The following is a 21,915-nucleotide window of genomic DNA, read 5'->3' as shown; positions in this document are numbered from 1 at the left end:
TGTTTTCGGATGAAATTGTAAAACGATTGAAACTTAGATATTATCTCATAAACGTATAGACCGCAATATTGCTGAAGATCGAGAGAGGCTCTGCCCAGACGCCGATAATCAGCGAAAAGGCGACGGCGATGACGCCCATTGCGCTTGCGGGGAGCGGCAGGTGCAGATGTTCCTCCGTCCACTTCTCCCCCACCTCAACATCATGGAACATCTCCTTGATGACGAGCAGATAGTAGTAGACGGACATCATCGACATGACGAAGCCGACGCCCGCGAGCCAGAGATAGCCCGCGTCGATTGCTGCTGAGAAGATGTAGATTTTCCCGACGAAGCCCGCCGTCGGCGGAATGCCCGCCATCGTGAGGAGTGCGACCATCAGGATGCCCGCCGGCAGCAACGAGTCCTTCGCAAGCCCGCGCACACTCGTAAAGTCCGCACTGCCGCGCTTCATCTCAAGGTAGGACACCGTGACGAACGCGCCGACATTCGCAAAGACGTAGACCATCGCATAGAAGAGAACCGCCTTGATGCCCGCCGCATTCGTCGCGACCATCGCGGTCATCATGTAGCCCGCCTGTGCAATCGACGAGTATGCAAGCATGCGCTTGATATTCGTCTGGCGGAATGCCATGAGGTTGCCGCCGACCATCGAGACACCCGCAAACACGGCGAGCAGATGTGCCCAATACGCCGAGAGGAATGGAAACGCCACGAAGAGCACGCGCAGCAGAATCGCAATGCCCGCCGCCTTCGAGCACATGGCGAGCAGTGCCGTCACGGGTGCGGGCGCTCCCTCGTATACATCCGGCGCCCAGAGGTGGAACGGGATGATCGAGAGCTTAAAGAAGAAGCCCGCGAGGATAAAGACCACGCCGATCAGCCCGAGCGAGAACACAAGCCCAAGTCCCTGCGCGATGTCTTGGAACACCATCGTCCCCGTCATGCCGTAGACGAGGCTCATGCCGTAGAGCAGAACCGCCGTCGAACCGGAGCCGAAGACGAGATACTTGATGCCCGCCTCCGCCGAGAGCGGCGCATCCGTACGGAGCGCGACGAGCGCATAGAACGAGATCGTCATCAGCTCCAGCCCGACGAACGCCGTCATAAGATCGTTTGCCGAGGAGAGGACGCACATGCCGAGCAGCGCGGAGAGGAGGAGCAGATAGAACTCCCCCTTGTGCCGCATTGTCTGCTCCACGTAGTCCGCCGCAAAGATCACGGTCGAGAGAATCCCGATGATGAAGAGAATCTTGAAGAAAACGGAGTAGCCGTCGACAATGTAAAGCCCCGCATAGAATGCAGCTGCACCGCCATCGGGCGGATACATGCCCACGGCAAGCGCAAGCACGCCGAGGAGTCCCGCAACGGTCAGCCAAGCCACCATGCAGCGCGGTGCGTCCTTTTTGAGAATGAGATCGAGAAGGAGCACGAGCGCCATCAGCACAACTATGCCGATTTCAACGGAAATCGCAGCAAAATTCATCGCTTGCAGCATCAGTGCCCACCTCCTATAATTGTCGGTGCATCCTGGATCAGTTCAAAGAGCGGCGCAAGTGGGGCAACGCCCGTGTCCACCACATCCATGAGGAGTCCCGGGAACACGCCGAAGCCGACGAGGAACACGCCGAGCACGACGAGCGGCACCATGTCGATCTTACGCTCATCGGGGAATTTCGCAAACCGCTCCACACGCGGCCCGAAAAGGACACGCGCGAGCATGCGCAGCACGTAGAACGCCGTGAAGATGATGCCAGAGACTGCGATCACGGCGATCACGGGATAGACTTCGATGATGCCGACAAAGATCGTAAACTCGGGGATGAAGCCGATCAGCCCCGGCAGCCCGAGCGAGCAGAGACCCGCGAGCATAAAGCCCACCGTGATGTGCGGCATGTGATGTGCGAGCCCCCAGAGGTCGCCGACGCTGCGCAGCTCCGTCTTCTCGTAGACATAGCCGACCTGCGAGAAGAAGAGCGCGAGCATGATGCCGTGCGCCACCATGTAGGCGACCGCACCGCTCACGCTTACGACGTTGAGCGCCGCAAAGCCGAGCAGGACGTAGCCCATGTGGGAAACCGAGGAATACGCGATCATGTACTTGATGTCGCGCTGCGCGAGCGCGATGTAGGATGCGTAGATGACGTTGATCATCGCGAGCACGGCGATCAGGGGAGCCCAGAACTTTGCCCCGAGCGGCAGGATGAAGAAGCCAATGCGGATGAGCGCATAGCCCCCGATCTTTTTCAGCACGCCCGCGTTAATCATCGAGATCGCCGTCGGTGCGCCCGCATAGCCGTCAGGCGACCATATATGGAATGGGAACATCGACAGATGCGACCCGAACCCCACGAGCAGGAGGAAGAAGGCTGTCACCTGCACCTCCCACGAGATATTGCCCATGAGAGCGGCGGCGGCAAGCGCCTCGAAGTCGAACGTACGCATCCCCGACTCGTACGCACTCACATACAGGAGGAGTACGCCGAGCAGCATGAATGCCGAGCCGACAAGGAGGAAGATCGTCATCTTCATCGCCGCATGCTCTTTGCTCACGCGCTCCGACGATCCCCAGATCAGCACCATCAGGTATGCCGGAATGACGACCATCTCGCAGAGCACGAGGAAGAAGAAGAGGTCGCGCACGAGGAATGCCCCCGAAACGCCTGCAATCACGATGAGGAGGAGCACGAAATACTCCTTCACACGCTTCTCCACATGCCACGAACTGTAGACGGCGGCAAGTCCCACAACACTTGAGAGCAGCAGCATGGGCAGCGAGATGCCGTCAACACCGAGCGAATACGCAACGCCGAGATCCGTGATCCACGGGATATACTCCGTGTACTGCATTCCGCCGCGCGCCATATCATAGTCCGCATAGACAAAGAGTGTCAGGAGTGTCGCGACCATCATCGCAAACGCCGAAAGCTGGCGGATCGTATCGTGCAGCCGCCCTGGCAGCAGCGCAATGATAAGCGCCGCCGCGAGCGGAGTCAGGAGGATGACCGAGAGAATCGGAAATGTCATCATCGGAAAGCACCTCCCCCCCAGTAGGCGATGATCTGAACCGCCCAGTAAAGGGCATAGCACAGGAGAATCAAGACGCCCGTATAGAACACGACGACGTAGCGCTGTGCCTGACCGTTCGCGGACTCCGTGAGGAGGTCGCTCGTGGCGAGCGCGTAGGCTCCCAAACCAATCATGATATTGTCGAAGATCTTTTCATCGACCCATTTCAGGATCAGTGCCGTGCCGTAGACGAGACGCTCACGGAAGTATCCATACAGTTCGTCGATGTAGAACTTGTGGTAAACAACGCGGTACAGGAAGCCGAAGCTCCGTGCCCGCATCGCCGACCGCAGGCTGTGCCGCCCGTAGATCTGATAGGCGGCGGCAAATGCGACGAGAGCGAGCACCGTGCTCGTCCCTGCAACCGTCCAGTCAATCGCCTCATGATGCGGAACGCCTTCGTTTACCCAGATGGAGAACCCACCGAAATACCCCCACGCGCCGCTCACAATGGTAAGCAGTATGAGCATAATCATCGGCCAGCGCATGAATGCGTCGACCTCGTGTGCCTCATATTTGCTGCGGCTCTCACCGAGGAATGCCACGATGAGGAGACGCGCCATGTAGAACGCCGTGAGGAACGAGGTAAATGTCGCCATCACGTAGAGCGGCGTACTTGCGTGCATGACCGCCGCGAGGATCTCATCCTTTGAGAAGAAGCCCGAGAACGGCGGAATCCCCGAAATGGCGAGCACGCCGACAAGCATCGCTGCAAACGTCAGCGGCATCTTCCGCCAGAGTCCGCCCATCTTCGTGATGTCCGTCTCATCGTGCAGTGCGTGCATGACAGCACCCGCACAGAGGAAGAGCATCGCCTTGAAGAAGGCATGCGTCATGAGGTGGAACATGGATGCGGAGAACGCGCCGACGCCGACTGCGAGCATCATGTAGCCGAGCTGACTGATCGTCGAGTACGCGAGCACCGACTTGAACTTGCGCTGTGTCACGGCGATGATCGCCGCAAAGAGCGCGGTAAACGCACCGAGTCCTGCGATAAAGTCCATCACAAACGGCGACTCGCTGAAGATAAAGAATGCGCGCGCGACGAGGTAGACACCCGCAGCGACCATGGTCGCCGCGTGGATGAGCGCCGATGTGGGCGTGGGACCTTCCATTGCGTCGAGCAGCCAGACATGCAGCGGGAACTGACCGGATTTACCGATTGGCCCCATAAAGAGCAGCAGACCGATGACGGTCAGGAAGCCCGTGCCCGCAACAACAGCGTACGGCGGTACGAGCATACGCAGCTCGATGAAGTCCATCGTCCCGAACACCATCTGCACGAGCAGGATGCCGACAAGCATACCGAAGTCACCGATGCGCGTTGTGATGAACGCTTTTTTCGCCGCCTCACGCGCCGATACCTTATGATAGTAGAACCCGATCAGCAGGTAGGAACAAAGGCCGACGCCCTCCCAAAACACGTAGAGCTGAAGGAAGTTGACCGAGACAACAAGCCCGAGCATCGATGCCGAGAACAGCGAGATGAAGGCAAAGAACCGCCCCATCCCCTCATCGTGCTCCATATAGCTGACGGAGTAAATATAGACGAGCAGCGAAACCAGCGTCACAATGACGAGCATCATCGCCGCAAGCGGATCGATGAGCACGCCCATCGTCAGCTTCACATTGCCGATCTGCGCCCAGAGCGCCTTCATCACGTACGGATCGTTCATCGTGATCTGATAGTTCACGGTGGCAAGCGCGACAAAGACGGAGAACGCGAATGCGAGCGACATCATCGTAATCGCAATCGCTGCGGAGAGATTCTTTTCCTGCCGCGTGAACGGTCCGATGATGAGAAATGCCAGCGCGGGGAAGAGCGGGATCAGATAGGCATGCGTAAGTGCAAATGTAAACATATCGCTCCCCTCCCCTAATCTCTGAGCGTATCCAGTTCATCGACATTCGTCGTGAAGCGGATCTGATACAGACGGAATGCGAGGGCAAGCCCGACGGCGATCTCGGACGCGGCGACCGCAATCGAGAACAGTGCCATGAGCTGTCCCTCCATGTTGTGCGCATAGAAGCGGTCGAATGCGATGAGGTTGATGTTCACCGCATTGAGCATCAGCTCCACGCACATGAGGATTGGAATGATGCCGCGCCGTGTGAGCAGACCGTAAAGTCCGATACAGAAGAGCACGGCAGCGACAAAGAGCAGTTCCGGAAGTCCGATCATGCCGTATCCCCTCCCCTCGCAAGGACAAGCGCCCCGACCATCGCGACGAGCAGGAGCACCGCCACGATCTCAAACGGCAGGACGTACGTGCCGAGCATCAGCTGTGCGATCTCATGCGCTCCCGTGGACGTGCCAATCTCGCCATCCGGCAGAGGCGAGAGGACAATGCCAAGCCCGATGAGGAAGAAGAGTCCACCCGCGAGCAGCCCCGTCACCACGCGGCGAAAGAGCTTCTGCGAGGGATTCGACTGCGCCATTGAGTCGCGCCGCGTCAGCATGATCGCCATGACGATCAGGACGGCGACTGCGCCGCTGTAGACCATCAGCTGCACCGCGCCGAGGAACTCCGCCCCGATATAGAAGTAGAGCGCCGCTACCCCGATAAAGGAGAGGACGAGGAAGAGTGCACTGTGCACGACATTCGGGGACAGCACGACACCGAGCGCACCGATGATCGTCACCGCTGCGAGAAAATAAAAGACAATGCTCATGCCGTCCCTCCTTTCTGCTCCGTGTCCTTCGTTTCGGCGGGCGGCTCCGCCTTGACCTCAGCCGATTTCTCTGCTGCCTGAGATTTTGCTGCGGCAGCTTTTGCCGCTGCTGCCTTGGCTGCAGCAGCCTTCGCTGCCGCCATTTTGTCCGCCGCAGCGGCGGGCGCAGCTGGTTTTTCCGCTGCCGGCTTCGCCGCCTCCGGATTCTCAGCTGCAGCCTTCTCTGCCTCGGCTTTCGCCTTTGCGGCAGCCTCCGCCTTTGCCTTTGCAGCGGCTTCCTTCTTTGCCTTTTCCTCCGCCGCCTCGACCTCGACCTGTGCGAGGAATTCCTCGAGATCCACGCGATCTTGATCCGTCATCGCGTCGTGGGTCATCGTCTCCTTGCTCCACGTCGAGATCGCGTAGTCCTTATCCCAGACGAGCGTCTTGACGGGGCAGACCTCCACGCAGAGATTACAGTAGAGGCAGCGTCCTGATTTATGTATGTAGGATTTCATGTGGCGCTTCTTCTTCGCGTCCTGCACAATCGTGAGATCAAGCGCCTTGTTCGGGCACGCATTCGCACACATCGAGCAGCCGATGCAGACGCGCCAGTCCATTGCGAGGTTCCCCCCACGGAAATTGTCCGTCATCGGAAGTTTCTCTTCGGGATAGCAGAAGGTCTCCTTCTTGCCCCAGAGGTGCTTCCATGTGACGCTCATGCCTGTGAGCAAACCTTTTCCAAACATGTGGGCACCCCCCTTAGACAATACCGACAAGATACATCCCGACGCCCGTCAAAAAGACGTTGAGAATCGAGAGCGGCACAAGCACCTTCCAGCCGAAGGTGAGGATCTGATCGACACGCGTTCGTGGGAACGTCCAGCGGAACCACATGATGAGCAGCACCATGAGCACCGCCTTGATGCCGAACCAGATAAAGCCCGGCAGGAACCCGGGGCCGCTGTAGCCGCCGAGGAAGAACGTCGTCGCGAGGATCGCCGCCGTCAGCAGGTTCGCGTACTCCGCGAGAAAGAACAGCGCCCAGCGCATGCCCGAGTACTCCGTAAAGGGTCCCGCGATGATCTCGGACTCGCCCTCGACGAGGTCGAACGGCGTGCGGTTCGTCTCCGCAACCGCCGCAATCAAGAAGATGATGAACGCAAGCGGCTGCATGAAGATGAACCAGCTCGACTGCGCCTGCATCTGTACGATGTCGTCGAGGCGCAGCGATCCCGTCAGCATAACGACCCCGAGCAGCGAGAAGAGCAGCGGTGCCTCATAGCTGAGCATCTGCCCGACGATACGCATACCGCCGATGAACGAGTATTTATTGTTCGACGCATAGCCGCCCATGAGGAACGGCAAGACCGCCTGCCCCGAAACGGCGAACAGCAGGAACACGCCCACATTCACATCCGCGAGCACCGCGCCCGCATCGAACGGGAAGAAGGCATAGACGAGCGCCGCAGGAACGAAGAGCAGCGCGGGCGAGAGCGCCCAGACTACCTTGTCCGCGCCGGCGGGCATGATGTCCTCCTTGCTCATGAGTTTCAGCATATCCGCAATCGGCTGAAGCAGTCCGAAGCGACCGCCGACACGGTTCGGCCCGATACGCACCTGAATGAACGCGCAGATCTTGCGCTCCGCATAGGTAAAGACAATCGCCGCCATCGAGATGATCCCGAGCAGAATCGCAATGCCGACAAAGGTCATGACAAGATCGACCACAAACGGAACCGGCACAACGCTGTAAACAGCTGCACGCAGTGTGAGCGCAATCGCTCCCAAGAAAGAAAGCTCCATCATTTTCCTCCTTCCTCAGCAGTCCACTTCGCCCATGATCGGGTCGATGGATGAATACGCCGCGACCGAGTCACCGATGAGCATTCCGCGGCACATTGCGTTCAGCCCCTGCATATTGACGAACGAGGGGCGGCGGATGTGGATGCGGTACGGCTTCGTCGTACCGTCACTCACAATGTAGAAGCCAAGCTCACCGCGCGTGCCCTCCGTCCGGCTGAACACCTCGCCCTTCGGCGGCTTGATGACCTTCGGTACTTTTTTTCCCATAAAGTCACCCTCGGGCAGCCCGTCAATCGCCTGACGGATGATCTTCGCACTCTCGGCGATTTCGCTTAGCTTCACCATGTAGCGATCCCAGTTGTCGCCGTTTTTTCCGACAGGGATGTCGAAGTCGAAATCATCGTAGACACTGTAGCCGTCCACCTTGCGCAGATCGAAGGCAAGCCCCGTCGCGCGCAGATTCGGCCCCGTCATATTGTAGGAGAGCGCCTGCTCCGTCGTCATGGGGGATGTCCCCACAATGCGGCGGATGAAGATCTCGTTACCCGTCAGGAGCTTGTTGTACTCCTCAAGGAAAATCGGCACCTCGTCGAGGAATGCACGGATCAGCACCTCTGCCTCGGGCGTGAGATCTTCCTTGACCCCGCCGATGCGGATGTAGTGAAAGGTCTGGCGCGCACCGCAGACGAGATTGAAGATGTCGAGGATCTTCTCGCGGTCGCGGAAGCAGTAGAGCATCCCCGTCGACGCGCCGAGATCGTTCGCGAGCGTCCCGATAAAGATCAAATGACTGTTGATGCGATTCAGCTCCGCCATGATGACGCGGATGTACTCCGCGCGCGGCGTCGTCTCAATCCCCGCAAGCTCCTCTACGGCAAGCGCATAGCCGAAATTGTTGTTCATGGAGGAAATGTAGTCCAGACGATCCGTATAGGGCAGCCCCTGCGGATACGTCCGATCTTCGAGCAGCTTTTCAATGCCGCGATGGAGATAGCCCATGATCGGCGTCGCCTTGACGATGCGCTCGCCGTCGAGTTCGAGCTGCACCTGCAGCACACCGTGCGTCGACGGGTGCTGCGGTCCCATGTTGAGCGTGTAAGTCTCGCTGCGTACCATCAGATCCCCTCCCTTCGGATGCGCGGGATGTTCGGGGGCGGCGGCGGGACAAAGTCCTTGCGCAGCGGATGCCCGACAAAGCCGTCCACATGGAACACGCGCCGGAGATCGGGATGCCCCGTAAACGAGATCCCCATGAGATCATAGACCTCGCGCTCCTCGAACTCCACGCCCGGGAACACCGCCGTCGCCGACGGAATGACGGGGGCATCGTGATCCAGCGTCACCTTCACCGTCAGCCAGTGTATACGTGTGTATGAAAAGAGATGGTAGACCATCTCAAAGCGATCCTTCCAATCGACCGCCGTCACATTCTCCATGCGCGTCAGCTGCAGATTGCTGTCGTCGCGCAGGAATGTCAGGAGTGCGATGAGTTCATCCGCCCCGATATAGAGGGCGGGACGCTCTGCCTCTGCGTCATACTCTGCATTCGGAAAGGCGCGCTTGATGCCGGCGAGCGCATCCGGAGATACATAGTCCTTCCTCATGCGTTCACCGCCTTCTTTTCCGCCTGCTCCGCCCAGTATGCACGTTCAGCACGAACGCGCTCCGGATGGAGGATCTTTTCGCGCAGCTTCAGCATGCCGTCGATCAGTGCCTCAGGGCGCGGCGGGCAGCCGGGGATGAAAACATCCACGGGCAGAATCTCATCCACGCCCGGCACAACCGCATACGAATCTGCAAAGGGACCGCCCGCTATCGTACAGGCTCCCATCGCAATGACGTATTTCGGCTCGGGCATCTCCTCATAGAGGCGCACGATCGGATCTGCCATCTTCCACGTCAGCGTCCCCGCAACGATGAGGAGATCCGCCTGACGCGGACAGGGACGGAACACCTCATAGCCGAACCGCGCAAGATCGAAGCGCGCCGTCGCCGTGCTCATCATCTCAATGGCACAGCAGGCAAGCCCCGAGGACAGCGGCCAGATCGAATTCGCATGCGCCCAGCGCAGGAGTTCATCCAGCTTGAGCACAAGGACGTTGTGCCGCAGACTCTCGGGAACGCGTTCCGCTATCTCCATGTCAGATCCCCCTTTCGCCACGCATAGCCGAGCCCCAGTGCGAGGATCCCGACAAAGACAAACATCTCGATGAGCGCAAACAGTCCCAGCATCTGGAACTCCACCGCCCACGGATAGAGGAACACCGTCTCGATGTCAAAGACAATGAACAGCAGCGCGTAGAGGAAGTACCCTGCGCGAAACTGCACATACGGCGAGCCGATCGGATCGACACCACACTCGTAGGGAATATACTTCTGCGGCGACGGCTGTTTCGGCTGCAAAAGAAATGCAGGACCGAGCGCCATGACGGGGAAAAACAGCGCCACCAACAGAAAGATTCCCAGACTCCCAAACTCTCCCATACACAGGCCTCCTCATCGTATGATTAAATAAATACATAGGAAAAATAAATAATCAGAAACAATAATTGACGGGTAAAAAATACGCCAACTGCGGTGTATATTATATAAAATTTATACCCTCTAGCATGTATGATAAAATCTATGTATAATATACCCGAAAAGCACTTCTTTTACAAGGAGAGCGACGAAAAAACTTCTATTTATATTCATTCTTTTTTGCTATTTATGACATCATTTGAAAGAAACGTTTTTTCCTGCTATAATCATAGGCGATAAAGGAGAATGCTTCATTGACTGAAGCAACAAATTCTCCATCCAGAAGGAGTTATTTTCACGATGCTGTTACACCGAAAATCCGTCGAACTGCTTGCCCCTGCGGGCACATGGGATGCCCTGACTGCGGGCATTGCAGCCGGTGCGGATGCCGTCTATCTCGGCGGCAAACATTTTAATATGCGGCTGCACGAGGGCGACTTCAACTTCGATGACGAGCACCTCAAGGAAGCGGTCGATTACGCGCACGCGCACAATGTCGAACTCTACGTCACGCTCAACAACCTCATCAGCAACGAGGAGCTACCCGCACTGCGCGACTATCTTGCCTATCTCAACGAGATTCGTCCGGACGCGATCCTGGTGCAGGACTTCGCCGTCCTCGAACTCGTACACGAGATGGGCATTTCCGTTCCCCTGCATACCTCCGTCATGATGAACACGCACAACGAGCACGCCATCGAAAAGCTCAAGGAGTATGGTATCACGCGCATTGTCGTCGGACGCGAGATGACGCTCTCCGAACTCGCGCTCTTCCGCGCGCGCACGGGCATCGAGGTCGAGTACTTCATGCACGGCGACATGTGCATCTCCGAGAGTGGGCAGTGCATCCACTCGGGCGTACTCTTTGGGCAGAGCGGCAATCGTGGACGCTGCATGAAGATCTGCCGCTGGCCGTTCGCTCTCATCGACGAGAAGTCGGGCGCGGTGCTCGACGCAGACAGCCCCGGTCCCTACAAACTCGCACTCAAGGACATGTGCATGTACCGCTCGATTCCCGCGCTCATTCAAGCGGGCGTTTACTCGTTCAAGATTGAGGGGCGCATGCGCTCCCCCGCGTTCATCGGGCGACTCGTCTCCACGTACCGCAGGGCGATTGATGCGTACATCGCCGACCCGAACGGCTACACGACGGATGAGGAGGGCTGGCGCACACTCTACGACAACCGCGTGCGCGACTACACGACGACATTTGCATTCGGGCAGCCGACCGCCGTCGATATTGGCATGACAGGTGAGCGCGAACCGCGCTTCTTCAGCCAGGCAGTCGAGGAGGCGGGCTTTGCCGACGAGGTACTGCGCGAGGAACGCCCCATCGAAAAGGAAAACACCCCGAGCCGCCATCTGAGCGTACGCGTCGGAACCGTCGAGGCGGCACGCGCGGCAATCGATGCAGGTGCGGATACGGTCTATGTCGGAGGCGAGGCATTTCGCCCCAACCGCCCGTGGAAACTCGGTGACTACGAGGAAATCGTCCGCTACGCTGCGGGTCGCGCACGCATCATTGTGAACACCTCGCGCACCACCATGCGACGTGAATGCGGCGAGCTCGAGCAGTTCTTTACCGCACTGAACAATATTCCCGTGGACGGCATCATGGTCGGCAACCTCGGCACGCTGAAGCTTGCGCACACGCTCACAAAGCTGCCCATACAGGCGGATCACTCCTTTAACATTTTCAACCATCTCGCCGTCACCTTCCTCGCGGAGAACGGTCTAACGATGGCAACTGCCTCCTACGAGCTTTCGTTCCAGCAGCTGCGCGAGATCGTCGAGAACGCCGTACTGCCGATCGAGGCAGTCATCCACGGCGCGTACGAGTCCATGATCTGCGACTACAACTTCCCCGCGATGTCGCTGCCAAACTACAGCGATCTTGCCGCGCCGGAGCTGATGGACACGCACTATGCGTTCCGCGACGAGGCGGGCGGCGTGCACTCCATCCGCATCGATCAGTACGGGCGCAATCACATCTACTTTGCAAAGGATCTTTGCCTCTACCCCTACCTTGAGAAGTTCAACGGTCTCGGCTCCTACCGCATCGAGGCACAAGACTACACGGCTGAAACGACTGGTGAAATCGTCCGTATTTACCGCGCCGCCCTTGACCGCCTCGCAGCGGGCAGTGACAGCTACCGGGAAGCGGACTTCGACCATCTTGCAGAGATCGCGCCGCGCCCCTTGGGCATCGGCACCTATCGTTTCCGCCAGAGCCGCAATTCCATTTAGAAATAGAAAGAAGCCTCATGGACATAGCTTCCGCGAACGAGAACAAATACATCGGCGCCGCCGTCATCCTTGAAAAGAAGAAGAAATACATCATGCCCTGTCTCGGGCATTTCTACCACGACCCGCGCCAGATCGTGCGCGGCGAGATGCAGTATCTCTACGACAGTGAGGGCAGAAAATATCTCGACTGCTTCGCAGGCGTCTCCGTCATCAACTGCGGACACTGCAATCCCGCGATCAATGCCGCCGTCACGGAGCAGCTGAACACACTCCAACACGTCTGCAACATCTATCTCACGGAGAACTTCGTCAATCTCGCCGAGCAGCTTGCGCGCATCACACCGGGAAACCTTCAAAAGAGTTTCTTCTGCTCCACGGGCACGGAGGCGAACGAGGGCGCGGCGCTCCTCGCCGAGATTGCCACGGGCAGCAGCGAGTTCATCGCTCTGCGCGGAGGACTGCACGGACGCACAAAGCTCACGATGAGCCTCACGGGCATCTCCATGTGGCGCACCGACCCGAATCCCGTCGGCGGCATTCACTTTGTCAAGAACCCCTACTGCTACCGCTGTCCGCATCAGCATACACCCGAGGAGTGCGGCATCGACTGCACCTACGAGCTTGAGGAGACGATCAAGAGTGCGACCACCGGTCGCCCCGCCGCCTTCATCGCCGAGACGATTCAGGGCAATGCGGGCATCATCGTCCCACCGAAGAACTACTTCAAGCGCGTCAAGGAGATCCTTGACCACTACGGTATTCTCTTCATTGCGGACGAGGTGCAGACGGGCTTCGCGCGCACGGGCAAGATGTTCGCCATCGAGCATTTTGGCGTTGCCCCCGACATTATGACCATGGCGAAAGCGCTCGGCAACGGCGCGCCCATCAGTGCATTCATTGCGACCCCCGAAGTCGCGGATACCTACACGAAACCCGGCGCATCGACCCTCGGCGGCAACCCCGTCTCCACAACGGCAGGGCTTCAGGTCATCCGCTACATCGAGGAGCACGATCTCATGGGGAACGCCGAACGGCGCGGAGCGCAGCTGCGCGCAGGACTTAGGGAAATCCAGAAACGCCATCCCATCATCGGCGACGTACGCGGACTCGGCCTGATGGTCGGCGCGGAGTTCGTCCACGCGGACAAATCCCCCGCCGCCGCCGAACTCGACCTCGTGCTTGAGGAGCTGAAGGAGCGCGGCTTTATCGTCGGCAAGAACGGCATCGGGCGCAACGTCATGGCATTTCAGCCGCCGCTCATCATTACCGAGGACAACATCAGCGACGTGCTGAACGCGCTGGAACTTGTCCTTACAGAGAAAGGAATCTAAGGGGTGCATCATGGCAAAACGATATTATGACCTCACCGTTGCTGGGTGCGAGCGAAGGCTCTCCATCCTCAACCTCAACGAGCATCTTGCGATTGCCGGCTTTATCATGCTTGGTGACGTGGAACTGTGCGTAAACTGTGCGCGGGAGCTGGCAAAGAAAATCCCCGCCGATACCGAGATCATCATGACCGCCGAGACAAAGGGCATTCCCCTCGCGGCGGAGCTTGCACGTCAGCTGGGCATGCCCTACTACATCACAGCGCGCAAGTCCGTCAAGGCATACATGGAGGATCCCATCTGGGTCGAGGACGAGTCCATCACAACACTGGGAAAGCAGCGCCTCTACCTGATGAGTACGGACATTGAACGCATCGAGGGATGTAAGGTGCTCCTCCTCGACGATGTCATCAGTACGGGCGGCTCAATGCTTGCACTCGAAAAGCTTGCAAAAAAAGCAGGTGCACACATCATCGGGCAGGCTGCGGTGCTTGCCGAAGGCGATGCGGCAAAGCGGACGGACATCATCTTCCTTGAGGCACTCCCGCTCTTTGCGGCTGAATAGAGAGGCGGCAGCTCTTGCATCAGTACCTCTTCTACATCGGCGACTTCCCCATCCGCTCCTATGGTGTCGTCATATCGCTCTCCATCCTGCTCGCGACGGGCGTCGGCTACTTTCTCGCAAAGGTAGACGGACGCGGGTACGAGAAGCATGTCCCCGACCTCGGCATCTACTGCGGTATTGCGGGACTCCTCGGCGCACGGCTCTGGGACGTGTTCTTCTTTGACTGGGACTACTACCAACACCACCTGACCGAGATTCTGAACGTCTGGCAGGGCGGCATGGCGATTCAGGGCGGTGTCTTTCTCGGCGTACTTGTCGGCATCCTCTACAGCCGCAAGCACAAGCTCGACACCATTCACTTCATGGATGTTGCCGCACCTGCGATTGTACTCGGACAGGCGCTCGGGCGCTGCGCGAACCTCCTCAACGGAGACGCCTTCGGCGCGCCGACGGGCAGCAGCTTCGGCATCCTCTACCCCGACACGACACTTGCCCACCACACCTACGGCGCACAGCCGCTCTGGCCGGCGGAGATCTGGGAGGGGCAGCTCGACATCGTCATCTTTGCCCTCCTGCTCATCTTCCGCGCACGCGGACACGCACGCGGACAGTGTTTTGCCCTCTACGTCATGCTTTACAGCCTCGTACGCTTCGCACTCGAGTACCTGCGCGGCGACTACACGGAGAAATATTTAGGGCTCTTCACGAGTGCCCAGATAACCAGCCTCGGTTTCGGACTCTTCGCACTTTGTTTCTTCCTGTGGCTTGGACTGCGGAATGGTTCCGAAACGCAGCTGTCGACAGACGCCCCCACGGAACAGCGAAAAAAGAAGAATCGCAGAAAATAATTTCTGTAAAACAACCCATGCGGACAAAAACGTCCGCATGGGTTGTTTTACAGATGATACGAAATCACAATATTCCCATCCCCAAAGCGGTGAATTCTTGCCCGCACACCATACAATTCATAGATAAATTCATCCGTGAAAATCTCCTCGGGTGTTCCTTCTCTCAAAATCACGCCATCCTTCATCGCAATGATCCGATCACAGTAAGATGCAGCAATATTGAGATCATGGATCGCAGCAATCACCGTCAGATTCATCTGGCGAATATTTTCCATAATTTCCAACTGATAGCGAATATCCAGATGATTCGTCGGCTCATCAAGAATCAGACAGGACGTCGACTGTGTAAGTGCCCGCGCAAGCAGCACACGCTGCTGCTCACCGCCCGACAAACTGGAAAAGGACTGATGGGCAAAGCTCTCCATTCCGATGAATGTCAAATAATGCTTTGCAATTTTATAATCCTCTTCATTATAGCGCTCCAACATACGCTTATGCGGGCTTCTCCCCATCAGGACAACCTCTAGGACAGTGAAGTCAAATGAGAATGTATGATGTTGTGCAAGCACTGCCTGACGCCGCGCCGTCTCCCGCACAGACAGATCATTCAACGGCTCCCCATCGAGAAAGACTGCACCGGAATCCGGACGGAGAACGCGATAGATACACTTGAGCAACGTGCTCTTCCCGCTCCCATTGGGTCCGATAATGCCAACAAACGCCCTGTTCTCTACCGCAAGCGATATTTTATCCAGAATCCGTCGGCCATCAAAACTCTTTTCCAGTTCTTCTACGCGAATCTCCATAATATGCTCCTGTTGCCGCCTATGCACCGCTGCCAAAACCGTATGTTTTCTTTATCATCAGATAGATAAAGCAGGGTGCACCGATCATTGAAACCAGAATGCCGATGGGGAGTTCTGTCTGCGGAATGATGATGCGGCAGAGCACATCCGCCCAGACGAGAAATATTGCGCCGGAAAGTGCGGCAATCGGCAGCAGCTTTCTATGATCCGCTCCGACCAGCATACGGCTCACATGGGGGACGATAAGCCCTACAAAGCCGATCATACCGGCTGCATAAACGGCAAATCCTACCATAAGTGCGCTCACGAGCAAATACCCCTGACGATACAGGTGCAAATCCACCCCAAGGGTCACTGCCGTATCATCACCCAACAGCATCAGATTCAATATCTTTGTCTGTGTATAGAAGAACAACGGCACTGCGATGCTCAGCGGGATCATCACCTGCAGGGTCGACCAGCTTGCCCCCGCCATACTCCCCATCAACCAATAGGTGATGGATTGGATGCCGTCCTTATCGTTGGCAAAGTAGACAATAAAGCTGGAAAATGCGCTGCATACCGCACTCAGTGCCATGCCTGCAAGCAGAAGTTTCACTGCATTGGCACGCCCGCCCATATTTGCAATGAACACAATCGCGAGAGATATCGCAAAGGCTCCAACAAATGCAGCGATCCCGACAAAGTTTTCTCCAAGAGAAACCCCGACACCGAGGAGGATTGCTGCCGTTGCTCCTAGAGAAGCACCGGAGGAAACGCCAAGGATATAGGGGTCGGCAAGCGGATTTTTCACGATCGCCTGCATAATGACGCCGCAGGTCGCAAGCCCCGCTCCGATACACGCAGCCATGAGGATGCGAGGCATCCGCAGCAGCCAGACAATATCATGGAGTGCCCCCTGCCCCGGCGCATCAATGGGGATGCCGCTTCGCAGGGAATCATAAATCGCAGATATGATATCGCCGACGGACAGGGATACGGTTCCGAACGTCAATGCCCCTGCCATACTGATAAACAGAATGATGAACAACTGAGTCAGAATGATTGCTTGCTGCCAATTTGTACGGTTCATAATTCCGGATACAGCCCCCTTTTGATCGCTCGAATCCCATCTATTGTATGCACTGCCGGCGTATACATATACCGGAACGGCAGCATATAGATTCGATTATTGCGCGAGGCTTTCAATGAGTTAAAGCGGACATTTTGAAAGAAAAGCTCCGACTCCTCGCGATGCCGTGAATTAAAGTAAACGACAAAAATAATGTCCGGATCCTGTGCCAGCAAGTCCTCAGCCCCCACAGAGCGACTCTTGACGGGCATATTTCCACCCAGACGCCGCACCATATCCCCCACGATCCAACCATCATCATAGTTCATAATTCCCGTTTTACTCACTTCAACGACCATGACCTCTTGTAGTTTTTCCCCCACAATACTCTTCTCTGTAAGCTCCATCTCTGCGTGAATTTCATTGATCAAAGCCTCTGATTTCTCTCTAACATCAAATATTCGCCCCATGTCATCCAGGAATTGGCACTCGTCTTCGATCGTTCCATGCGGCACCACATGGTTTGATGTGGCAACAATATATGTATTCACGCCGCGCTCCTGCCACCAATCCGTGCTGCCGTATCGCCTCGGAGAAAATGTCGACTTCCATCCCAGAATAAAATCCGGCTGATAGGCAATCGTCTGCTCTCTGCTAATCTCCTGCTGGGAGATATGTCGTATTTTTTTCAGTTCTTCAGGGTATTTCTCCCTCATCCGCGCATATGCCTCATCGGATGTACTCAATGACGCGCTGAGAATCTTGTCACCCTGACCAAATACCATGAGTGTCTCTATTGTATTTCCTCCATATACAATCCCCCGTATCGGTACTTTGTCAAACTGAATCCATATGGGGTTCTTCGACGAGTCAAACGTCTCAATCTCCACAGTTTCATATGAAGGGGCTTTCTCAACCATGTCTTCTGATGGCAGTTTCACTTCAAAGTTCTCTCCATTTCTTTCCGCAAAAAAAATGGACAGTCCGACAATTACCAGCAATAAGATGAGAGATTTTTTCATAGCTCCAACTTTCTTATAGAAATGGACAGCAAGCTGTCAAAATGACACACTTGCCGCCCCATATCCTTAGAATTTATATTTCATACCAATCAGAAAATGTCTGCCTAACTGAGGCCAGCTCCCCTTCCCAAGATAGCTGGTATAAACCGTCTCATACGCCTGGTTGGTCAAATTCACAACGGAGGCATACAGGGTTAAATCCTTTTGAAGCGCGTAGTTGATGTTGAAATCGAGAACAAGCGCACGCTTGCTGGTATACGCCATTGTATTGCAGCCCGTATACCAAGTCCCCGTCAATGCCGTATACAGCTTTCCGTTCTCATACACAAGATCCGCTGTATAGGTATTAGCAGGACGCAACTTATTGATAACGGAATTAACATTGCCATCTGCCCATTTCAGTTCAGGATCGAAGGTCATTCCATCCTTTGCCGAAAACTTATCGAAATCATGCGAATAACCTGCCGTAATCGACAAATGCGGATTAAATTGATGTTGCAAAGAAAGGTTGATCGATTTCTTGACTTCCTTGGCGTTGACATACTTGAGCTTGAAGTCACTCACCGCTCCATCCCAGATGCTGTATCGAACAACCGCGTTACTCATACGTGTATAGGCGTAATGGACAGAGGCTGTCGTGTTTGGCGAAAAATCATGCCGAACACCGATCGTCCACACATCCCCCTTTTCATCCTGCAAATTTGCAGGATCTGAATCGTTCACCGCAGTATAATCGCTTGGTTTGAGTGGTCTGCGTACCCGGCTGTACCCGAAATATGCACTCGTATCTTTATCAAATCGATACTGTGTATTGAGCGATGGCGTAATGGTATTGGACGATGCGCCGCCAATACTGTGAACGCCATCCTGCGAGATATGGTTGGTATCGCTATAATGCGCGAAGCGAAGGGACGGCGTCAGTTCCCACTTATCCGAAAGCAGAATTTTATCCTGAATGTAGCCAAGGATAGAATCTCGTTTAACACTCGTGTTTTTTCCTGTACTTACTTTTGTATTATAGTATTTCGAATTATCATAGGTCCACGAAGTGAGAACATCATGTTTCCCATAGGATTTACCCAGTTGGAACTGAATCCCTTTATTTTCCAGATGGTGATACCATGAGCGATGGTCTCGGCTGCGATAATTCGCTTTCCCCCATTCAAACCATTCGGGCGTATCCGGTACGGGCGAATCTTGTCGACTCCCTCCTCCAAACGACCCCCAATAGCGTTCATGCTGTTCGTAGTACCGAACAAAACTCTCCATGCCGTTATCTCGATGGAACGTATAGGTCAGATCGAGATTGTTCTTGTTGTAGGCGTTATAGGCGCCCGTCACCGCCCACATATACCATAGTGTGCGATAACCTGGATTTTTTGGATCACCATATTTTTTATGTACGGAATAATCAGTCTTAATCCGATCCCAATCAGCTTGATTAAAGTACTTGTGATCGGGTGCCGTAAGCGGATAGTCTGCATCACTCTGCATATGATTGAACGCCGCCTGCAATGAATGTGTGGGGTCGAAATCATAGTCCACACGGAGATTGAACGTTTCCTCTTTGTAGCCCGTATTCACATAGGTATAGGTATTGCCGCTCAGTCCATCCTTATATTTGGCATCTCCACCCATTTCACGCGCAAGTGTAAAGAAATATTTCAGTTTCCCCTGATCTGTGCTCCCCGCATAGTTCAATTTATAATTGTGCCGATTCCATGAACCGGTTGACAGATCAAGCGACCCATAGGATTTATCCGTTCCCTTGCGTGTAATGATATTGATAACGCCGCCAGTGGCATCCGATCCGTAAAATGACGCACCGGGTCCTTTGATGACTTCTATTTTTTCGATATTATCAATATTTGTGACCTGATTGATGTCCGTGACTGCCTTCGAGCCGCTCGTTGAACGTCCGGAGACAACGTTGCCCACAGAGTTATCCATACGGCGCCCATCCACGAGCACAACAACTCGATCATCGCCATTGATTGTCACAATGTTGTGTGTCTGCGTATACCCATACTCACCCCCGCGATACCCCGGCGTCTTGATCTGTACCCCCGGCACTTGCCGCAGCGCATCGCTGAGCTGATCGTAATGCCGCTTTTCAAGCGTATCACGGTCAATGACGTTCACATCGCCGCCCGTGCGATAGTAGGACTGTTCCGTCATCACATTGCCGAAAGGATCTTTCATCTTTCCTTCGACATCAATATCCTGCGTCACATATGTCGTCTTGACTGTTTCCTCGCCGGGCACAGTCGACTCAGCATCCTGAGCATAAACATCTGTGCCTCCCGTCAGCATCGTCGACATTAAGATCCCGAGTACAGTACCCCTTCGCAGCTTCTTTTGCATGTGCTTACTCTCCTTTGACAAAAAACATTTGATACGGCGGTACATCATAGAAAACAATGTTCAAATACGGGCGTTATTCCCGTATTCACATTTCGTTTCCAAAATGTCAATAGGATTGATGCATCGTCAAATAGAGTACAAGAAAAGCACACCGTAAGAAGCAAACAAAAAGCCTTCTTGCTCTCCGGCAAAAAGGCATACGAAACACATAAAAATAATCGTGCCTTCCTGTCTCTCGCAGGGACGATACAGCGTTCCAATCGGGCAGTTCTTCTGGCTCTGCTTCCTCGTCTCCCTCGCCTTCCCAGTTTCCCAGTGACGTATTGAGGTTGACTCCACATTACAGCTGCGGGACAGCGCAGGTTTTGCACCTGCTTCTCTATTGAGCGCAACGCGCACCCGATCGGCTAAGTATTCAATTATGATTCTATTGTTAATAATTTTTAGCAGATTATCATAACATAAACATTCTGTCAAGCCTATTATACGAAGCACTGATAAATTCAGCGCCCGGTTCGTCTCCTTGACAGGACAGAAAATCTACACCAATCTGACGGACTTCATTTTATCTGCGATCCCTATAAATACGATACCATATAGTATTTCCTGTTGCAAAAAAATTCCCTTGACAGGATTGATCTTCCTTGCTATAATACGTCTTGTCGTTTGGACATGAGCGGCAAACAAATGGGGTTATAGCTCAGTTGGTTAGAGTGTCTCGTTGACATCGAGGAGGTCACAAGTTCGAATCTTGTTAACCCCACCATTTGATTTTCCATCCGCAGTGATGCGGATTTTTTCTTAGGCTCACTTAGCTCAGTTGGTAGAGCATCTCCGTCACATGGAGGGGGTCGGGGGTTCGAATCCCTCAGTGAGCACCATCTACGTATATAATGCCGTCCCGAGGGACGGTTTTTTCGTATATGCAGGAGTTGTGCATCATGACAAACGAAAACGAAAGCGCCGCCCAAATTCTCGTCAAAACCTCTCTTGCACAGGGCATGAACGAGGATGATATTGCGGAACTGCTCGCCTCAAGCGACGTGGTACTGCGCACCTATCCGAAGGGTGCACTCATCTTTCACGACGGCGATCTGCCTCACTCGCTCTACATTCTGCTCGAAGGCGAGGTGCATATTCTCAAGGATACGTATTCGGGGCGGCAGATTTTCATTTCGGAGATCGACCGCCCGGGTGATATGTTCGGTGAGGTCTACGAGGTGCTCAAACGTCCATACGATATGTATGTCCGCGCCGTGACCCAGGTGAAGCTGCTCGAAGTCTCAAGCCACCTCTTCACGCTGGATGTCGGTGAAACGCCGCGCCGCTCCGCGCTGATTGTTCAGCGCAACCTCATGAAGATCTTTGCGGGCAAGGCATACGGAATGCACACAAAACTCAAGATTCTCGCAAGTGGCACGCTGCGCGAAAAGATTGTGCGCTATCTGTTCCCCCACATCGATGAAAAGGGACGTGTGACGCTCACGGTAAGCCGTGAGTTCATCGCCGCCTATCTCGCTGTCAGCCGCCCCTCCCTCTCGCGCGAGCTGAGTGCAATGCAGCGCGAGGGCATCATCGAGGCGACGGGGCGCAGCATACGGATTGTCGATATGGAACGCTTTGAAGAATATCTATAAAAT

General features: G+C 55.2%; 20 protein-coding genes, 2 tRNA genes and 1 riboswitch. Of the genes, 7 read left to right on the top strand and 15 right to left on the bottom strand.

What is annotated here, in order from left to right:
- Positions 1 to 40: 40 nt before the first annotated feature.
- From C8273_RS05420 to C8273_RS05370, 11 genes are read right to left on the bottom strand one after another with little or no spacing between them, the layout of a single operon-like run.
- The gene (locus tag C8273_RS05420) at positions 41 to 1,495 is read right to left on the bottom strand and encodes an NADH-quinone oxidoreductase subunit N (protein ID WP_106626730.1); all 1,455 of its coding nucleotides are present in this window, start codon (positions 1,493 to 1,495) and stop codon (positions 41 to 43) included.
- Positions 1,495 to 3,027 carry a complex I subunit 4 family protein gene (locus C8273_RS05415; protein WP_106626729.1) on the bottom strand — a complete coding sequence of 511 codons (1,533 nt, stop codon included), beginning with the start codon at positions 3,025 to 3,027 and terminating at the stop codon, positions 1,495 to 1,497. The genes C8273_RS05420 and C8273_RS05415 overlap by 1 nt, the downstream gene beginning before the upstream one ends.
- Positions 3,024 to 4,928 (bottom strand): NADH-quinone oxidoreductase subunit L, encoded by a 1,905-nt coding sequence (gene nuoL / locus C8273_RS05410; RefSeq protein ID WP_106626728.1) that lies wholly within the window; start codon positions 4,926 to 4,928, stop codon positions 3,024 to 3,026. Before nuoL ends, C8273_RS05415 begins: the two co-directional genes overlap by 4 nt.
- Before the next feature lie 14 nt (positions 4,929 to 4,942).
- Complete coding sequence (nuoK, locus tag C8273_RS05405) at positions 4,943 to 5,248, bottom strand: NADH-quinone oxidoreductase subunit NuoK (protein ID WP_006692666.1); 306 nt, start codon at positions 5,246 to 5,248, stop codon at positions 4,943 to 4,945.
- Positions 5,245 to 5,739 carry an NADH-quinone oxidoreductase subunit J family protein gene (locus tag C8273_RS05400; protein WP_106626727.1) on the bottom strand — a complete coding sequence of 165 codons (495 nt, stop codon included), beginning with the start codon at positions 5,737 to 5,739 and terminating at the stop codon, positions 5,245 to 5,247. The genes nuoK and C8273_RS05400 overlap by 4 nt, the downstream gene beginning before the upstream one ends.
- Positions 5,736 to 6,467: a 4Fe-4S dicluster domain-containing protein gene (locus C8273_RS05395; protein ID WP_106626726.1), complete on the bottom strand. Its 732-nt coding sequence runs from the start codon at positions 6,465 to 6,467 to the stop codon at positions 5,736 to 5,738. The genes C8273_RS05400 and C8273_RS05395 overlap by 4 nt, the downstream gene beginning before the upstream one ends.
- Before the next feature lie 13 nt (positions 6,468 to 6,480).
- Positions 6,481 to 7,527 carry an NADH-quinone oxidoreductase subunit NuoH gene (gene nuoH, locus C8273_RS05390; protein ID WP_106626725.1) on the bottom strand — a complete coding sequence of 349 codons (1,047 nt, stop codon included), beginning with the start codon at positions 7,525 to 7,527 and terminating at the stop codon, positions 6,481 to 6,483.
- Positions 7,528 to 7,539: 12 nt separating this feature from the next.
- Positions 7,540 to 8,640 carry an NADH-quinone oxidoreductase subunit D gene (locus C8273_RS05385; protein WP_106626724.1) on the bottom strand — a complete coding sequence of 367 codons (1,101 nt, stop codon included), beginning with the start codon at positions 8,638 to 8,640 and terminating at the stop codon, positions 7,540 to 7,542.
- Positions 8,640 to 9,128, bottom strand: coding sequence for an NADH-quinone oxidoreductase subunit C (locus C8273_RS05380; RefSeq protein ID WP_106626723.1), 489 nt, complete (start codon positions 9,126 to 9,128; stop codon positions 8,640 to 8,642). The genes C8273_RS05385 and C8273_RS05380 overlap by 1 nt, the downstream gene beginning before the upstream one ends.
- Positions 9,125 to 9,664: an NADH-quinone oxidoreductase subunit B gene (locus C8273_RS05375; protein WP_106626722.1), complete on the bottom strand. Its 540-nt coding sequence runs from the start codon at positions 9,662 to 9,664 to the stop codon at positions 9,125 to 9,127. Before C8273_RS05375 ends, C8273_RS05380 begins: the two co-directional genes overlap by 4 nt.
- Positions 9,655 to 10,008, bottom strand: a complete 354-nt coding sequence (locus C8273_RS05370; RefSeq protein WP_106626721.1) for an NADH-quinone oxidoreductase subunit A — start codon at positions 10,006 to 10,008, stop codon at positions 9,655 to 9,657. Before C8273_RS05370 ends, C8273_RS05375 begins: the two co-directional genes overlap by 10 nt.
- 336 nt (positions 10,009 to 10,344) lie before the next feature.
- Here C8273_RS05370 and C8273_RS05365 point away from each other — a divergent pair, with 336 nt between their 5' ends.
- Genes C8273_RS05365 through lgt form a run of 4 tightly spaced genes read left to right on the top strand, consistent with a single transcriptional unit; the run spans position 10,345 to position 15,032 of the window.
- Positions 10,345 to 12,291 carry a peptidase U32 family protein gene (locus tag C8273_RS05365; RefSeq protein WP_106626720.1) on the top strand — a complete coding sequence of 649 codons (1,947 nt, stop codon included), beginning with the start codon at positions 10,345 to 10,347 and terminating at the stop codon, positions 12,289 to 12,291.
- Positions 12,292 to 12,308: 17 nt separating this feature from the next.
- Complete coding sequence (locus C8273_RS05360; protein ID WP_106626719.1) at positions 12,309 to 13,622, top strand: aspartate aminotransferase family protein; 1,314 nt, start codon at positions 12,309 to 12,311, stop codon at positions 13,620 to 13,622.
- A gap of 10 nt (positions 13,623 to 13,632) precedes the next feature.
- A complete protein-coding gene (locus C8273_RS05355) occupies positions 13,633 to 14,184 on the top strand; it encodes a phosphoribosyltransferase family protein (RefSeq protein ID WP_106626718.1) in 552 nt (183 codons plus the stop codon).
- 14 nt (positions 14,185 to 14,198) lie between these two features.
- Positions 14,199 to 15,032, top strand: a complete 834-nt coding sequence (lgt, locus tag C8273_RS05350) for a prolipoprotein diacylglyceryl transferase (protein WP_106626717.1) — start codon at positions 14,199 to 14,201, stop codon at positions 15,030 to 15,032.
- 47 nt (positions 15,033 to 15,079) lie between these two features.
- On the opposite strand, the gene C8273_RS05345 is transcribed toward lgt, so the two are convergent.
- The 4 genes from C8273_RS05345 to C8273_RS05330 form a co-directional block, all read right to left on the bottom strand.
- A complete protein-coding gene (locus C8273_RS05345; protein ID WP_106626716.1) occupies positions 15,080 to 15,838 on the bottom strand; it encodes an ABC transporter ATP-binding protein in 759 nt (252 codons plus the stop codon).
- A 19-nt stretch (positions 15,839 to 15,857) separates the two neighbouring features.
- The gene (locus C8273_RS05340) at positions 15,858 to 16,844 is read right to left on the bottom strand and encodes a FecCD family ABC transporter permease (protein ID WP_407695404.1); all 987 of its coding nucleotides are present in this window, start codon (positions 16,842 to 16,844) and stop codon (positions 15,858 to 15,860) included.
- 62 nt (positions 16,845 to 16,906) lie between these two features.
- A complete protein-coding gene (locus C8273_RS05335) occupies positions 16,907 to 17,911 on the bottom strand; it encodes an ABC transporter substrate-binding protein (protein WP_106626714.1) in 1,005 nt (334 codons plus the stop codon).
- A gap of 66 nt (positions 17,912 to 17,977) precedes the next feature.
- Positions 17,978 to 20,275, bottom strand: coding sequence for a TonB-dependent receptor plug domain-containing protein (locus C8273_RS05330; RefSeq protein WP_234343852.1), 2,298 nt, complete (start codon positions 20,273 to 20,275; stop codon positions 17,978 to 17,980).
- Positions 20,276 to 20,521: 246 nt separating this feature from the next.
- Positions 20,522 to 20,693: riboswitch (cobalamin riboswitch) on the bottom strand.
- Positions 20,694 to 20,964: 271 nt separating this feature from the next.
- On the opposite strand from C8273_RS05330, the gene C8273_RS05325 reads away from it, so the two are divergent.
- The 3 genes from C8273_RS05325 to C8273_RS05315 all read left to right on the top strand — a co-directional run bounded on the left by C8273_RS05325 (position 20,965) and on the right by C8273_RS05315 (position 21,912).
- Positions 20,965 to 21,041 (top strand) — tRNA-Val (locus C8273_RS05325).
- Between the two features lie 39 nt (positions 21,042 to 21,080).
- Positions 21,081 to 21,156, top strand: a tRNA-Val gene (locus tag C8273_RS05320).
- A gap of 60 nt (positions 21,157 to 21,216) precedes the next feature.
- Positions 21,217 to 21,912, top strand: coding sequence for a Crp/Fnr family transcriptional regulator (locus C8273_RS05315; RefSeq protein ID WP_407695398.1), 696 nt, complete (start codon positions 21,217 to 21,219; stop codon positions 21,910 to 21,912).
- The last annotated feature ends 3 nt before the right edge of the window (positions 21,913 to 21,915 follow it).

The organism is Candidatus Centipeda massiliensis (assembly GCF_900290285.1).
In the GTDB taxonomy this organism is placed as follows: domain Bacteria; phylum Bacillota; class Negativicutes; order Selenomonadales; family Selenomonadaceae; genus Centipeda; species Centipeda massiliensis.
Note: the sequence above shows the minus strand (reverse complement) of the source record. Positions and strands in the feature narration are given on the sequence as shown.

Coding starts and splice junctions, on each gene's coding strand:
- C8273_RS05340 (WP_407695404.1), bottom strand. CDS start 16,844: ATGGCAGGGGCATTGACGTTCGGAACCGTATCCCTGTCCGTCGGCGAT.
- C8273_RS05400 (WP_106626727.1), bottom strand. CDS start 5,739: ATGAGCATTGTCTTTTATTTTCTCGCAGCGGTGACGATCATCGGTGCG.
- C8273_RS05370 (WP_106626721.1), bottom strand. CDS start 10,008: ATGGGAGAGTTTGGGAGTCTGGGAATCTTTCTGTTGGTGGCGCTGTTT.
- C8273_RS05375 (WP_106626722.1), bottom strand. CDS start 9,664: ATGGAGATAGCGGAACGCGTTCCCGAGAGTCTGCGGCACAACGTCCTT.
- C8273_RS05355 (WP_106626718.1), top strand. CDS start 13,633: ATGGCAAAACGATATTATGACCTCACCGTTGCTGGGTGCGAGCGAAGG.
- C8273_RS05395 (WP_106626726.1), bottom strand. CDS start 6,467: ATGTTTGGAAAAGGTTTGCTCACAGGCATGAGCGTCACATGGAAGCAC.
- C8273_RS05420 (WP_106626730.1), bottom strand. CDS start 1,495: ATGCTGCAAGCGATGAATTTTGCTGCGATTTCCGTTGAAATCGGCATA.
- C8273_RS05415 (WP_106626729.1), bottom strand. CDS start 3,027: ATGATGACATTTCCGATTCTCTCGGTCATCCTCCTGACTCCGCTCGCG.
- C8273_RS05360 (WP_106626719.1), top strand. CDS start 12,309: ATGGACATAGCTTCCGCGAACGAGAACAAATACATCGGCGCCGCCGTC.
- C8273_RS05385 (WP_106626724.1), bottom strand. CDS start 8,640: ATGGTACGCAGCGAGACTTACACGCTCAACATGGGACCGCAGCACCCG.
- nuoH (WP_106626725.1), bottom strand. CDS start 7,527: ATGATGGAGCTTTCTTTCTTGGGAGCGATTGCGCTCACACTGCGTGCA.
- C8273_RS05345 (WP_106626716.1), bottom strand. CDS start 15,838: ATGGAGATTCGCGTAGAAGAACTGGAAAAGAGTTTTGATGGCCGACGG.
- C8273_RS05365 (WP_106626720.1), top strand. CDS start 10,345: ATGCTGTTACACCGAAAATCCGTCGAACTGCTTGCCCCTGCGGGCACA.
- C8273_RS05335 (WP_106626714.1), bottom strand. CDS start 17,911: ATGAAAAAATCTCTCATCTTATTGCTGGTAATTGTCGGACTGTCCATT.
- C8273_RS05380 (WP_106626723.1), bottom strand. CDS start 9,128: ATGAGGAAGGACTATGTATCTCCGGATGCGCTCGCCGGCATCAAGCGC.
- nuoK (WP_006692666.1), bottom strand. CDS start 5,248: ATGATCGGACTTCCGGAACTGCTCTTTGTCGCTGCCGTGCTCTTCTGT.
- C8273_RS05315 (WP_407695398.1), top strand. CDS start 21,217: ATGACAAACGAAAACGAAAGCGCCGCCCAAATTCTCGTCAAAACCTCT.
- C8273_RS05330 (WP_234343852.1), bottom strand. CDS start 20,275: ATGCAAAAGAAGCTGCGAAGGGGTACTGTACTCGGGATCTTAATGTCG.
- nuoL (WP_106626728.1), bottom strand. CDS start 4,928: ATGTTTACATTTGCACTTACGCATGCCTATCTGATCCCGCTCTTCCCC.